At 41.5% G+C, this 13,899-nt stretch carries 12 protein-coding genes; 4 read left to right on the forward strand and 8 right to left on the reverse strand.

Annotation, left to right across the window (positions count from 1 at the left end; all coding sequences use genetic code 11):
- Positions 1-39 precede the first annotated feature (39 nt).
- The 4 genes from ISX59_RS19855 to ISX59_RS19870 all read right to left on the reverse strand — a co-directional run bounded on the left by ISX59_RS19855 (position 40) and on the right by ISX59_RS19870 (position 4,841).
- Entirely contained in the window at positions 40-1,407 is a 1,368-nt protein-coding gene (locus ISX59_RS19855; RefSeq protein WP_005779608.1) for a TIGR00341 family protein, read from the reverse strand.
- A gap of 2 nt (positions 1,408-1,409) precedes the next feature.
- Positions 1,410-2,906 (reverse strand): oligosaccharide flippase family protein, encoded by a 1,497-nt coding sequence (locus tag ISX59_RS19860; protein WP_005812331.1) that lies wholly within the window; start codon positions 2,904-2,906, stop codon positions 1,410-1,412.
- A 15-nt stretch (positions 2,907-2,921) separates the two neighbouring features.
- Positions 2,922-3,950 carry a Holliday junction branch migration DNA helicase RuvB gene (ruvB, locus tag ISX59_RS19865; RefSeq protein WP_005779612.1) on the reverse strand — a complete coding sequence of 343 codons (1,029 nt, stop codon included), beginning with the start codon at positions 3,948-3,950 and terminating at the stop codon, positions 2,922-2,924.
- 192 nt (positions 3,951-4,142) lie between these two features.
- Complete coding sequence (locus tag ISX59_RS19870) at positions 4,143-4,841, reverse strand: DNA alkylation repair protein (protein WP_005812333.1); 699 nt, start codon at positions 4,839-4,841, stop codon at positions 4,143-4,145.
- Positions 4,842-4,947: 106 nt separating this feature from the next.
- Between ISX59_RS19870 and ISX59_RS19875 the strand changes: the two genes are divergently transcribed.
- Both ISX59_RS19875 and ybeY read left to right on the forward strand, forming a co-directional pair.
- Positions 4,948-6,180 (forward strand): nucleoside recognition domain-containing protein, encoded by a 1,233-nt coding sequence (locus ISX59_RS19875; protein WP_005812336.1) that lies wholly within the window; start codon positions 4,948-4,950, stop codon positions 6,178-6,180.
- A 13-nt stretch (positions 6,181-6,193) separates the two neighbouring features.
- Positions 6,194-6,613, forward strand: a complete 420-nt coding sequence (gene ybeY, locus ISX59_RS19880) for an rRNA maturation RNase YbeY (RefSeq protein ID WP_005779618.1) — start codon at positions 6,194-6,196, stop codon at positions 6,611-6,613.
- Between the two features lie 160 nt (positions 6,614-6,773).
- Here the strand turns inward: ybeY and ISX59_RS19885 are convergent, their stop codons facing one another.
- From ISX59_RS19885 to ISX59_RS19900, 4 genes are all read right to left on the reverse strand, one after another.
- Complete coding sequence (locus ISX59_RS19885) at positions 6,774-7,154, reverse strand: hypothetical protein (protein WP_005779621.1); 381 nt, start codon at positions 7,152-7,154, stop codon at positions 6,774-6,776.
- Between the two features lie 17 nt (positions 7,155-7,171).
- Positions 7,172-8,395: a C10 family peptidase gene (locus tag ISX59_RS19890; RefSeq protein WP_005779623.1), complete on the reverse strand. Its 1,224-nt coding sequence runs from the start codon at positions 8,393-8,395 to the stop codon at positions 7,172-7,174.
- A gap of 29 nt (positions 8,396-8,424) precedes the next feature.
- Positions 8,425-8,787, reverse strand: a complete 363-nt coding sequence (locus ISX59_RS19895) for a hypothetical protein (protein ID WP_005779625.1) — start codon at positions 8,785-8,787, stop codon at positions 8,425-8,427.
- Positions 8,788-8,956: 169 nt separating this feature from the next.
- On the reverse strand, positions 8,957-10,648 hold the full coding sequence (locus ISX59_RS19900; RefSeq protein WP_005812341.1) for a hypothetical protein: 1,692 nt from the start codon (positions 10,646-10,648) through the stop codon (positions 8,957-8,959).
- Between the two features lie 736 nt (positions 10,649-11,384).
- Here ISX59_RS19900 and mnmG point away from each other — a divergent pair.
- Positions 11,385-13,262, forward strand: a complete 1,878-nt coding sequence (gene mnmG / locus ISX59_RS19905; protein ID WP_005812343.1) for a tRNA uridine-5-carboxymethylaminomethyl(34) synthesis enzyme MnmG — start codon at positions 11,385-11,387, stop codon at positions 13,260-13,262.
- Between the two features lie 51 nt (positions 13,263-13,313).
- The gene (locus ISX59_RS19910) at positions 13,314-13,850 is read left to right on the forward strand and encodes an adenine phosphoribosyltransferase (RefSeq protein ID WP_022011645.1); all 537 of its coding nucleotides are present in this window, start codon (positions 13,314-13,316) and stop codon (positions 13,848-13,850) included.
- The last annotated feature ends 49 nt before the right edge of the window (positions 13,851-13,899 follow it).

Raw genomic sequence — 13,899 nt, forward strand, 5'->3', positions numbered from 1 at the left:
TGTTTATTCATCTTCTTTTCTCCGGCCATATGCTTCCCGTCATTCTTCAACAATCAACCGGAGTTTCTTGGCTCCTACCCGCGCCTGAAGCCACGCACTGATTTTCTCCTTTTCATCGTTCTTCGGATGGCGGGTAAACTTCAGCACGGCAAGTGCAATTGTATCTGTTTTCATCGAATCGACCGTCGTCTCAATCGTATGCGAAATAGATAAAGCCGTCACCGAAGGATAAAGTACTTTCAGTTCCGGAATGATTTTCCGGCTCATTTCATCGTAAGACTTATATCGTTCAAGGCTCTTCTGGAGTGTGGTTATCTTGACTTGTTGTTCCTGCAAACGTTGCTCGCTATTCTTATAGAAATCTTCCATTACCATGGCACGAATTGACGAGAGGTCCATCGCATCGTTATTGTTCATTCCCTGCAAAACAATCAGCTTCGTATTTTCCAGTTTATAGTCTTTCATCTTGCTGCGGGCAATGGCGATGGAAGCTTCCGGCACTTCCGGACCGATCAGCACGACACGGATCTCGCATGAATCTCCTTCGTAATGGATCTTCTTATTCAGAACCTGGGTATTATCAAAGTTGAGTTGTTCGGAGACAAAACGATTGGCCGCCGTCTCGAAAAAGGTACTCCGGATAATTCCCATCGTAAGATAAATAGCCGGACACATAGTCAGAATCACGATGAATACGATATATTGACGTACCTTCTTTTCACGGTTCTTGTCTACAAACTCTTTCCGCTGGAAGTGCATCAGCCGTACACCGATAAACGTGGCAAGACTGATAAATACGGAATTGATGAAATAGAGGTAGAATGCTCCCAGAAAATAGATCAGATTGCCGGAAGCCAACCCATAACCTGCCGTACAGAGAGGCGGCATCAATGCAGTAGCAATGGCAACACCCGGAATTACATTTCCTTTCTCTTTGGTAGAAAGGGCAACCACTCCGGCAAGTCCACCGAAAAGTGCGATGAAAACGTCATAAATTGTCGGTGACGTGCGTGCCAGCAACTCCGACTGCGCTTCGGCAATGGGAGTAAACAGGAAAAAAATAGTAGCCGTCGTCACGCTGAACGCCGTAGTAATCAGGAAGCTTTTCAGAGAGCGTTTCATCAACTCAAAGTCATTCAGCCCTACCGATAGCCCCACTCCCATGATTGGTCCCATCAACGGTGAAATCAACATGGCACCAATAATGACGGCCGTCGAATTGACATTCAGTCCGAGTGAGGCCATGAAGATAGCAAAAATCAGAATCCAGAGGTTAGCCCCTTTGAACTCCACACCTTTCCGGATGGAATCAACCGTTGCCAGTTCGTTGTCTTTGTCCTTTCTCAGGTCCAGATATTCTCTGAGAAATGCCTTAACGGCAAAAATGTTTCGATTGTCTGCCTTCATAACTATTTCTTCTTAATAAATCGGTTAATCACAGGAATCTGGCTCAATGGCAAATCCGTCCGGATAACATAAGCCACAAATATCAGTAACAAAACGGTACGGAAAGCCAGGCGAAGTACCACATTTTGAATAGGTACCAGCTCTCCTGCCGCATAGAGCACTGCTGTAAGCAACACATACATACCGAGGTGCTTCAAATCATAATGGATGGGGTATTTTTTCTGTCCGATCCAATAAGACAGAACCGTAATTACCCCATATCCGGCTACCGAAGCCCATGCCGAGGCCACGAATCCGTAAGTGGGAACCAGCAGTACATTCATTCCCACGATAATAGCACATCCGACCATGGAGAAATAAGCTCCCCAACGAGTTTCATCGATCAGCTTATACCAGAACGAGAGGTTAAAATAGATGCCTTTGAATATTTCCGCGCCAATCACGATGGCTACCACACTAAGTCCAGCCCAATAATCGGGTGCCACCATATAACGCAAAATATCGAGATAGAACATAACTGTCAGAAAGGCAAGCAAGGCAAAAATAAGGAAATACTTCATCGCCTGGGCATACATCCGGCGATTGTCTCCTTCACGTTCCCTGCCAAATACAAACGGCTCATAGGCATAACGAAAAGCTTGAGTGAACATAGCCATCACCATGGCAATCTTGGTGGCAGCACCGTAAATGCCGAGTTGCACCAGCCCTTCCTGACGATCGGTAAAGAGGAAAGGATAGATAATCTTATCCACCGTCTGGTTCAAAATGCCTACCAGGCCAAAAATCAATATCGGAAAAGAATAGACAAGCATCCGCTTCAACAGTGCCTTGTCCACCCGATAGGCAAAGCCACGAAGCTCGGGAATCAGGCAAAAAAGTTGCAAACAGGTTGTTATCAGATTGGTGACAAAGATGTACCCTACCAGATAGGTCGGATTATAGAACCAATCCACCGATGCGGGAAAATGCACATGCAACCACGGGCAAAGCAACAGGAAGAACAGGTTCAGAACGATATTGGCAATGATGGAAACGAACTTAATGGCAACAAATTTAATGGGACGCTTTTTATAACGCAGATAAGCGAACGGGATGCACAGGAAAGAATCGAGAGCCATGACCACTATCATCATCCCGATGAAGTCAGGATGATCGCCATAGTCCAGAAAATTAGAGACAGGCTGAAGGAATGTCAGACAAAGGACGGCAAAGATGAGTGAAATACCTCCTACCGAGATCAGTGAATTGGCATATACTTTTGCCGGATCTTCTTCCGACTTATTGGCAAAACGGAAAAAACCGGTCTCCATCCCGAACGTCAACAGTACCATAATCAACCCCGCCCAGGCATATACGTTGGTGACAACCCCATATCCGCCGGATGCGGCAGGTAAGACCGCTGTATATAACGGCACCAACAGATAGTTCAGAAACCTACCAACCATACTACTCAGCCCATACAGGGCTGTATCTTTTACCAATGACTTTAATCCGGCCATGTTGTTTTTGTGTATCTAATCATTAAACAGTGTCTTCTGACTATCGTAAAGGCTGCGCCCAAGATGTTTGTAAGCCAGCTCCGTCACCTCACGTCCCCGGGGAGTACGCTTCAGGAACCCCTCCTTGATAAGGAATGGCTCGTATACTTCCTCAATCGTTCCGGCATCCTCACCCAGGGCAGTGGCAATCGTTGTCAATCCCACCGGACCACCCTTAAACTTGTCAATAATGGTGCAGAGAATCTTATTATCAATTTCATCCAGTCCGTATTTATCGATGTTCAGTGCTTCAAGCGCATAGTTGGCAATCTCCGTGTCGATAGATCCCGAACCTTTCACCTGTGCAAAGTCGCGCACCCTGCGCAGCAGCGCATTGGCTATACGAGGGGTTCCACGACTCCTTGAAGCTATTTCACCGGCTGCCTGAGACGAACAAGGCACGTCAAGTATACCTGCCGAACGGCGGATAATGCCACTTAATATATCGTCGTCATAATACTCCAAATGCAGGTTGATACCGAAACGGGCACGCAAAGGAGCCGTCAGCAAACCGCTGCGGGTTGTCGCCCCCACCAGTGTAAACGGGCTCAGATCAATCTGGATACTACGGGCCGAGGGCCCCTTATCGATCATGATATCGATACGATAGTCCTCCATGGCCGAATAGAGATATTCTTCCACTACCGGTGAAAGACGGTGAATCTCGTCGATAAACAACACGTCATTCGGTTCAAGACTGGTCAGCACCCCGGCCAGATCACCCGGTTTGTCGAGTACTGGTCCGGAAGTTATCTTAAATCCCACACCCAACTCGTTAGCGATAATATTCGATAAAGTAGTCTTTCCCAATCCGGGAGGTCCATGCAGCAATACATGATCCAGTGCTTCACCCCTCAGGCGAGCCGCCTTGACAAAAATGCGGAGATTATCGACCACCTTGTCCTGCCCGTTGAAGTCTTCAAAGCTCAATGGACGGAGGGCGTTCTCGAAATCCCGTTCTCTGCTGGTCAGTTGATGATCCCGTATATTAAAATCTTCTTCCATTTCTTTTTTATAAATAGGTAGCAAAGATATAGATTTCATCACAGAGTAGCACAGCGTTTCACAGAGTTTTTCCTTTGAAACGAGAAGTTCACCACAGAGGACACAGAGTTCACAGAGGATGACATCCCTATAAGCAAGAGATTAAATCTCTCGGTTCCCCGGATCCCTGTAGCCAATCCTGCAATGCCCCAATTAACGCTTCATGTAATATTTTCGTTCGGCTTCCGTCAGTTTTTCTATCGAATAACGCAACATAGTTCGTGGCATCACCATCCTGTATTTATCCAAGAATTGCAACAGCAAGTCCCGGTCCTTCTTTCCCATCTCACGGAGCATCCAGCCTATAGCCTTCTGCATCAGGTCGTGCTTATGCTGCAACAACAACTCTGCCAGACGAAGAATATCGGTGAAATCGTTATTTCTGATCAAAGTAACAGTAGCCACTACCGCGATGCGCTGCTCCCACAGCAGATTACTCTCAGCCAGCCGATAAAGATCGTCACGTGATTTATCTCTCAGATATTCGCCTACAATATAAGGAGCCGACAGGTCTACCAAATCCCAGTTGTTAATACGTTCCGTTTGAGACAGATAGAAACGATAGATAGCCTCCCGCTCTTTCTCGTCGGACTTTTTAAACCGTTCCACCATCATCAGCAATGCACACAACCGGCATTCGTGCCACTCCGACTGAAGCAATTCGGCCATTACCTCAAAAGGGATGTCCTTATGCCTTTTAGCCACAATACGAGTATTGGGCACTACTACCCCAAGAAACTTGTCACCTTCGCCATACTGCCCTTTTCCGGTTTTAAAGAATCCGGGAAGATATTCCCGCTTCACCGGATCAACATAAGTCTCCAGTTCTTTTTGAATTTCTATCGATTTCATCGAGACAATTGAGTTTATAAAGTTACATCCTGACAAAAATAGGCAAAAAAGCCACAATGAATAGAAACATATTCTTAATTTTGTAGGAAAATTAACGGGCATATTTATGGTTCTAAATTATATCTGGATTGCGTTCTTTGTGATTGCTTTCGTAGTTGCCGTCTGCAAACTCCTGTTCTTCGGCGATACCCAAATATTCACGGAGATTATCAATTCTACTTTCGACTCTTCTAAAACAGCATTCGAGATTTCCCTCGGACTCACCGGTGTCTTGTCCCTTTGGCTCGGAATAATGAAAATCGGTGAAAACAGCGGACTGATCAATGCCCTTTCACGCTGGCTGAGTCCGGTCTTCTGCCGCTTGTTTCCGGACATTCCGAAAGGACATCCGGTCATGGGTTCTATTTTTATGAATATGTCTGCCAATATGCTGGGACTCGACAATGCCGCTACCCCCATGGGACTGAAAGCCATGAAAGAGTTACAGGAACTGAACCCTAAGAAAGACACCGCCAGTAACCCCATGATTATGTTCCTGGTGATTAATACTTCCGGATTGATCATCATCCCTATCAGCATTATGGTCTACCGGGCACAGATGGGAGCTGCACAGCCAACGGATATTTTCATCCCCATCTTGCTAAGTACCTTTATCTCCACACTGGTAGGAGTCATCGCTGTCAGTATTTCCCAGCGCATCAATCTGATAAACAAAGCGATATTGACACTTATGGGTTGCCTGAGCCTTTTTTTTGGCGGAATCATTTACCTGACGGCTACGCTTTCACGCGAAGATATGGGAATTTATTCCACCTTGACAGCCAATGTGATCCTGTTTTCTGTCATCATATTATTTATCGGCACAGGCATTCGAAAAAAAATCAACGTATACGATTCTTTTGTAGAAGGTGCCAAAGAAGGCTTCACCACAGCAGTCCGCATCATTCCTTACCTGGTGGCCTTCCTCGTTGGAATCGCGGTTTTCCGTACTTCGGGGGCTATGGATATACTCGTTGGAGGTATCGGCTCCATTGTGGCATTCTGTGGACTTGACACCGGTTTTGTAGGTGCACTGCCGACTGCCTTAATGAAATCACTCAGTGGAAGCGGTGCCAATGGCTTGATGATCGATACCATGAAGCAATTCGGACCCGATTCATTTGTCGGACGTGTGAGCTGTGTGGTTCGCGGAGCTTCCGATACCACTTTCTATATTCTGGCTGTTTACTTCGGCAGCGTAGGCATCACGAAAACACGTAATGCGGTGACGTGCGGACTGATTGCCGATTTTGCCGGAATCATTGCAGCAATTCTAATCAGTTATTTATTCTTCTTTTAAAATAAAAACAATTATGGCCGTAACTTATCAAACAGAGGGTGTCAAAATGCCCGATATCAAGAAACGCGAGACTACCGAATGGATCAAAGCCGTAGCTGCCACTTATGGGAAAAGAATCGGTGAAATCGCCTATATATTCTGTTCGGATGAAAAAATACTGGAAGTAAACCGCCAGTACTTGCAACATGATTACTATACAGACATCATCACCTTCGACTATTGTCAGGGTGACCGTCTTTCTGGAGATTTATTTATTAGCCTGGAAACGGTAAAGACTAACTCAGAGCAATTCAATACGACTTATGACGAGGAATTACACCGTACCATCATTCATGGAATCCTCCACCTTTGCGGCATTAATGACAAGGGACCCGGAGAGCGGGAAATCATGGAAGCGGCAGAAAACAGGGCATTGGCTATAAGGAAACAATAAAAGATAAAAGGAGATAGAATAAGTTTTTACACGCTGACTCTATCTCCTAAATTAAAATCCAGCTTTAGGTTAATCTTTTATTTTTCAATATATAACTGTAATCCCAAATATCTAAAATATCCGATTGTAACATACATTCAGCTATGATATATAAACCGAATCATTCTGATTGGGTCAGAGAAAACCAATCAAACGAATTACCTGATCCCTGGAAAAGTAAAGAAACTACTCTCTTATTCCCTGTCTCATTCTTATCACAATCTATAGTCATCCGTTTTTCATCGACTTTTACGTGATACCATCTTCCCTGATAATCAGTGCCATTTATTTCATCTACCGTATAAATCGTATCTTGATTTACTATTTCCTTTGCCTGCACCAGCTTAAACTTCTCCCATCCTTCTACCGTAATGGTCCCCCTCTCCGAACCAAGAGTCGCCTCTTTACTCTTCAAAAAATTAGAAAAATATTTATCAGAATCATCATTGCATCCGTAAATGCACACCAAAGATATACAACATAAAAAAAATAATTTTTTCATAATTATGAATTTATATTTTACCATAAGATTTCAGTCCCCATAGCTTCATGAAAATAAATATAATCATTATCTGTGTAATAATTACCATTCGGTGAATTTTTATCATTAGTCGGATTATTACCATCTTGAGAAGCATTATCAGCTGGTCTATTATAAGCTCCGTCTTTAATAGCATACCAACCATTATTAGACGTGTTCCATCCAAAATTACAATGAATCGCTTGTACCTGTATATTAGTACAACCAATCATGGCATTTCCTGAATATTCAAAAACTCCACCATCAACCAACCAAGCATGTCCCGTACCCTTTTTTTTCTTTCCTACAAAGACAACAACGTTTTTAGTTATAAGACATTGATACAATAAATTCTTATCAACATCATTCGTCTTATGTCTTTCGACATTATATCCCCATCCTTTCAAAAAATCATTAGTCGAGCCTAAGTTTTTGGTTCCTGTCCCATCACATCTATAGCTTACCTTAATTCCATCCGCTACCTTTCTCACAAATTGAGATACAGGAGCTATCAGATTAGTATCGTATACCCCAGTATTTACAGTAAATGCATCCCAATCATAAGCTATCGGACATTTTCTATAATAAGTAATTGCCTGAGCGACTGCAATAGGAATACAACCTGCATAATAATAGCTCATAGAGCACTTCCCATTCGTAGGCATCTGAGCATTATAAGGATAATGCTGGTTCCATTCGGTCTTTACCAATGGTATAGAGACATGTGTTGTTCTCTGTTCACCGCTTCTTGTCAGACTAGAATTCAGTTGATCCTGTTTTATAATATCCGGAATCTGACCAACAAGATAAGCCATACCTTCATTTTCTATAGTATCTGACAGCATTCCATTTTCCACATAAGCATAGACTCTTCCTACTTCAGCTTTTCCGGTGGCTATTGCAAACCCCAATTTCCCATCCTTTTCTGTATCAAATACGAACATATTCACACTATCTGTACTAACCTCCCCAGCTCTTGTAATCATTTTCGGAATGACAATAGCTTTCTTACCTGCTAAAGATAATGTAATTTGCAAGGTATTACTTCTCGTACCACCTTTCTCTTTATCTATCCTCTCACTGAATTGGCATATCAAGTCTTTAGCTCTTTTATACTCAGACATATCTTCTGTATTTGTGTTATCCACAATGGTTTCTTCATCATTCTTATTACATCCACAAAATATAGATAACAACAATATTAATTTGAATATTCTTTTCATTTCGTGTTATTTTAAGTTTTTAATTAAAATCAATTTTCACTTCCAATATAAACGTCAAAACTATTAGAATCTCTGTCCAAAAGAATTGAGACAGCAGTACCAGTCACCGTATCATCAAAAACTTGCTGTCCGGTTTCAGAGTCAACAACCCGTATCTTTCTATTCTCCAAAGAAAAACTAAAACTTAAGACAAATTGGTTCTCTTCGATATAGCCACAAGCTACAGGTAAAGTACTTCTTTGCAGATTTTCCTTCTTATGTGTTATCACATGCACGCTATGTCTACTTTTCATAATAGTTACAATCATAGAATTCTCTCCATAAACATTGTTAGACAGAAATACTATTTGCGCAGATAGTAATCCTCCCAATACAATCATCTTTGTTTTCATTGTTATATAAGTTTATTGTTCTGACGACAAAGTTACTCTATTCCCCTTTAGTAAAATGAGAAAAGAGATAACACTTATATTATTATAAACAGCTAATTTACAGAGATAAAGCGATCACATCTGATAACATTTTTCTCTTTTGATGTTCTATAAATCTCAAAAAAAGGATTTATTCATTTGATTCTTTCATTTTTTTCTTTAAACGTAAACGCCGCTGCACCACAATTTGCTTACTTGTATTGCCAAAACAATAGGCAATAGTCTGATCATCCATTTCACAAAGTTTCAGGCAGCAGTAGATACAATCGTCATCAGTTATTTTAGGATAAGTAGCACGAAGGTATTGAATATGATCGTCGTAAAGTTCAAACAACACTTCTTTCAATTGCACTTGTTCTTTCGCAAGAAGTACTTTGGGATTCTTTATCGTTTCATCACACTCTCGCTTCACTTGTTTGCTTAGTTCTTGAATACGCTTAAAAATAGATGTCTCCTTAAATAGACTATTACGTAAATGCGCTTTCTCGTCAACAATACGACGCAACTCTGATTGCTTCAATACAATTTCTTGCTCGCGTTCCACACCTATTTGTTTTAAAGAACTGATTTCAGCTTCCAAACGTTCTATGTGGAACTGTGACGAAGCAACGCGCTCTTTTAAATAAGCAACGCGCTGCTCATACAACACTTGAGCTATTTTTCGACATCGATGGATTCGTTGAAAAACGATAGCAATGATCAGCACGAACAAAATTACTCCATAACAGATTCGGTGAATTAAAACCTTCCGGCTTTCCTTCTCTTTTGTAATCTTCGCTTCCGAATCATATTTATAGGCCAACCGCTCGATATCAGATGCATGATTTAAAGAGAAAATAGAGTCTATATTATCGCCATAATAAGACTGATATTCAAAAGCACGTTGATAATTTCCTCTGATCTGTTCAACCTCTGCCAAAGAATATGAAGCTAATATCTTCCGTTCGAAATCAGAAGTATTTAGAATACGTTTTAAATAATATTCTGCGGAATCCAGCTTCTGTTTATCCAAATATAACTCACCAAATGTTAGCCACAAACTAATGGAGTCGTTCTTCTTAGTCAAATAGTTTTCTGCCAAACAGGCATATATAAAAGCAGAGTCCACATTCTCACAATTTAAACTCATGCGTTCATATAGATCACTTATAAAAATGGAATCATTCAAAGCCGAAGCCAACCGTAAAGCTTGATCCAAATAAAAAGAGGCTTCTTCTTCTTTTTTTTCAACTACACGCACCCAGCCCATATTCGACAGAGAATACATTAAGATCCTTTCATCATTCAGCAAAGAATCGCACTGATAAGAATGATAGAACTCTTCAAACGCTTTCTGATAAAGGAGCTGATCCAAATAGATCCCTCCCATATCTTCATAAATCATTCCTTTCAACTTCAATTCCTCTTTCGTATTCCCTTCTACCCCTTGCAAAGCGGTAAAACAACTCTTCAGGGCCTCTTCCGTCATTTTCATTTGTCGTTGAATCCTCCCCTTATAAAACCAAGCACGAGCCCAATGAATACCATCCTTTTTCACATAATAATCCAGTGCCGCATCAATCAGTGAATCACAGGGAAGAAGTGGCAAAAAGTTTTTATCAGTAGCCTGTGTCAAAAGTAAACCAAAATAGATCCGATCATCTTTTGAATATGCAGATACATTAAGCTCACCGAGATAATTCAAAATATGATCAGGAGAAATTTCCATTAGAGAATCGGCATACCTTAAAGAAGAGGGATACGCAGAAGAAGAATGTTGACAAGAGATCAATACTCCTACTAAAGACAATAGAAGAATGAGAGTAGGAAATGCCTTATTCATAATTATAATACTTTCTATCCAACAAACTTACGACTCTTTTCTGTAACTTCCTAATTTTTCAAAAGAAGACAATTGATAATCTATCATTCTGTATTTTCAGACTCCCCTACATCCCCATATTTCCGTCCAACCGGAAACAATACTCAAAAAAACGCTGGCATTTTGAATTAGATAAATTCAATAAGATAAGAATTTATACCCTTCCCAAGCAAAAAGACCAAACAGGAAACCAGAACATGGATATTAGAAAGCAAAAAATAGATGGATTCAACAAAAAGACATTTAATAGCATAAACACTTCTGATGAATTTCAGAAAAAGAAAAGGTGTTTTTTACACTATTAAATAGCTTATTGAGTGTAAAGTTCATCCTCTTTTAACAAAAACCTAACTTCATGTTAATACGATGTTAACTTCGTACTTGGAAAGAATTAGTATCTTATCAACAAAAAGTTAACTTCCCGAAGGTATGAAGTTAACTTCATTTGACCGCCTGCGCTCCAAAAGAACCCCAATTGCTCATATTTTTAGCTATCAAGAGTATTTCGTCCCAAATAGCGTTTTTTAAAACGTTCAAATCACAAACGTTTTGACAGTAAAAAGGCAAAATTAAGATCTTATCGATAAATTAAATCATTGGTTTGTGATACCTATAAACACTTAAAACTTATTGCATAAAACCCGCAACTGGCAACTTTTTCGTAACTTTGCGCGGTTAAGAAATAAACATTGATTCAATGGATTTTAAGTACGACGTTATTGTAATTGGTGCTGGACATGCAGGCTGTGAGGCTGCTGCAGCGGCAGCAAATTTAGGCTCAAAAACCTGTCTTATCACTATGGATATGAACAAGGTGGCGCAAATGAGCTGTAACCCTGCTGTAGGGGGGATTGCTAAAGGACAGATTGTACGTGAGATAGATGCTTTGGGTGGCTACATGGGATTGGTAACAGATCAGACAGCTATCCAGTTCCGTATACTAAATCGTTCGAAAGGACCGGCTATGTGGAGCCCGCGTGCACAGTGCGACCGGAATAAATTTATCTGGGCCTGGCGTGAAATATTAGAAAATATACCTAATTTACATATCTGGCAGGATACCGTAAAGGAAATTATCGTTGAAAACGGAGAGGTTGTGGGACTGAAGACTTTCTGGGATGTGACGTTTCACGCCAAATGTATCGTATTGACCGCAGGAACTTTCCTGAACGGACTGATGCATGTCGGAAAAACAAAACTTCCGGGTGGACGTATGGCAGAACCGGCCTCTTACGAATTAACCGAATCCATCGCGAAACATGGCGTTGAATACGGACGAATGAAGACCGGCACTCCTGTACGTATTGACGGAAGAAGCGTACATTACGAACTGATGGACACTCAGGATGGCGAATGCGACTTCCACAAATTCTCATTCATGAATACCAGTGTGCGACATCTTAAGCAATTGCAATGCTGGACATGCTTTACAAATGAAGAAGTACATGACATTCTGCGCAACGGCCTATCCGATTCTCCCCTTTTCAACGGGCAAATACAAAGTATCGGACCACGCTATTGCCCGAGTATCGAAACAAAGATCGTAACCTTTCCCGATAAAGAACAGCACCAGTTATTCCTTGAACCGGAAGGAGAAACTACGCAGGAATTATATCTGAATGGATTCTCTTCATCTTTGCCGATGGATATACAGATAAAAGCACTGAAGAAGGTTCCCGCTTTCAAAGACCTCGTTATTTATCGACCGGGATACGCAATCGAATACGACTACTTCGATCCGACACAACTAAAACACACGTTGGAATCGAAGAAAATCAGAAATCTCTTCTTCGCCGGACAAGTAAATGGTACTACCGGATATGAAGAAGCCGGCGGACAAGGTATCATTGCAGGTATTAATGCACACATCAATTGCCATGGCGGGGAGCCTTTCACCTTAGCAAGAGATGAAGCATATATTGGCGTATTAATCGATGACCTCGTGACTAAAGGAGTTGACGAACCTTATCGCATGTTTACTTCACGAGCCGAATATCGCATTCTTCTTCGCATGGACGATGCAGATATGCGACTCACAGAAAGAGCATACAAATTGGGGTTAGTAAAAGAGGACCGCTATGCTTTATTAAAGAGCAAGCGTGAAGCAATAGAAAGCATCGTAAACTTTGCCCGTAACTATTCAATTAAAGCTGCATTAATAAACGATGCACTTGAAAAATTAGGGACTACTCCCCTACGCCACGGATGCAAGTTGATTGATTTGATTAATCGTCCGCAGATTACAATAGAGAACATCTCCGAACACATACCGGCATTTAAACGCGAATTAGAAAAAATCACAGATGAAAGGAAAGACGAAATTCTGGAAGCTGCAGAAATTCTAATCAAATATGAAGGCTACATTGGACGGGAACGCATCATCGCTGACAAGTTGGCGAGACTTGAAAGTATTAAGATAAAAGGCAAGTTCGATTATGACAATCTTCAATCACTTTCGACTGAAGCCCGGCAGAAGCTTAAGAAAATCGATCCCGAAACAATAGCGCAAGCAAGCCGGATTCCCGGTGTTTCGCCAAGCGACATCAACGTATTACTGGTCCTTTCCGGACGATAGGGCACTTGCGTTTCACGTGAAACAAAACATTTAAAGAAACGATATAAAACAATGATTATGAGCAAAGAGAAGCTTAAAAAAAGCATCCGGGAAATACCGGATTTCCCAATACCCGGAATTTTATTCTATGATGTCACTACACTGTTCAAAGACCCGGAGCGCCTCCAGGAACTCTCGGATATTATGTACGAAATGTACAAAGATAAAGGGATCACCAAGGTAGTAGGTATCGAATCACGGGGCTTTATTATGGGCCCGATTCTCGCAACCCGCCTTGGAGCAGGATTCATACCCATCCGTAAACCCGGGAAACTCCCTGCCGAGACAATGGAAGAAAGCTATGACAAAGAATACGGCAAAGATACAGTGCAGATACATAAAGACGCCTTGAACGAAAATGATGTAGTATTATTGCACGATGACCTGCTGGCAACCGGAGGTACAATGAAAGCTGCCTGTAATCTCGTGAAGAAACTCCATCCGAAGAAAGTATATATCAACTTCATTATTGAATTAAAAGAGTTGAATGGGGAAAAAGTATTCGAAAACGACAAAGACGTAGAGGTACAATCCGTATTGTCGTTATAAATAAAATGAATATATTTGCAGGGCATAGTGATAATCACTATGCCCTTTT

It is taken from the genome of Bacteroides sp. FSHCM14E1, from assembly GCF_019633785.1.
GTDB classification, from domain to species: Bacteria; Bacteroidota; Bacteroidia; order Bacteroidales; family Bacteroidaceae; genus Bacteroides; species Bacteroides hominis.

Excerpts from the sequence above, each read along its gene's own strand:
- ISX59_RS19875 (WP_005812336.1), top strand. The coding sequence starts at position 4,948 with ATGGTTCTAAATTATATCTGGATTGCGTTCTTTGTGATTGCTTTCGTA.
- ISX59_RS19890 (WP_005779623.1), bottom strand. The coding sequence starts at position 8,395 with ATGAAAAGAATATTCAAATTAATATTGTTGTTATCTATATTTTGTGGA.
- ISX59_RS19885 (WP_005779621.1), bottom strand. The coding sequence starts at position 7,154 with ATGAAAAAATTATTTTTTTTATGTTGTATATCTTTGGTGTGCATTTAC.
- mnmG (WP_005812343.1), top strand. The coding sequence starts at position 11,385 with ATGGATTTTAAGTACGACGTTATTGTAATTGGTGCTGGACATGCAGGC.
- ruvB (WP_005779612.1), bottom strand. The coding sequence starts at position 3,950 with ATGGAAGAAGATTTTAATATACGGGATCATCAACTGACCAGCAGAGAA.
- ISX59_RS19860 (WP_005812331.1), bottom strand. The coding sequence starts at position 2,906 with ATGGCCGGATTAAAGTCATTGGTAAAAGATACAGCCCTGTATGGGCTG.
- ISX59_RS19870 (WP_005812333.1), bottom strand. The coding sequence starts at position 4,841 with ATGAAATCGATAGAAATTCAAAAAGAACTGGAGACTTATGTTGATCCG.
- ISX59_RS19910 (WP_022011645.1), top strand. The coding sequence starts at position 13,314 with ATGATTATGAGCAAAGAGAAGCTTAAAAAAAGCATCCGGGAAATACCG.
- ybeY (WP_005779618.1), top strand. The coding sequence starts at position 6,194 with ATGGCCGTAACTTATCAAACAGAGGGTGTCAAAATGCCCGATATCAAG.
- ISX59_RS19895 (WP_005779625.1), bottom strand. The coding sequence starts at position 8,787 with ATGAAAACAAAGATGATTGTATTGGGAGGATTACTATCTGCGCAAATA.
- ISX59_RS19900 (WP_005812341.1), bottom strand. The coding sequence starts at position 10,648 with ATGAATAAGGCATTTCCTACTCTCATTCTTCTATTGTCTTTAGTAGGA.
- ISX59_RS19855 (WP_005779608.1), bottom strand. The coding sequence starts at position 1,407 with ATGAAGGCAGACAATCGAAACATTTTTGCCGTTAAGGCATTTCTCAGA.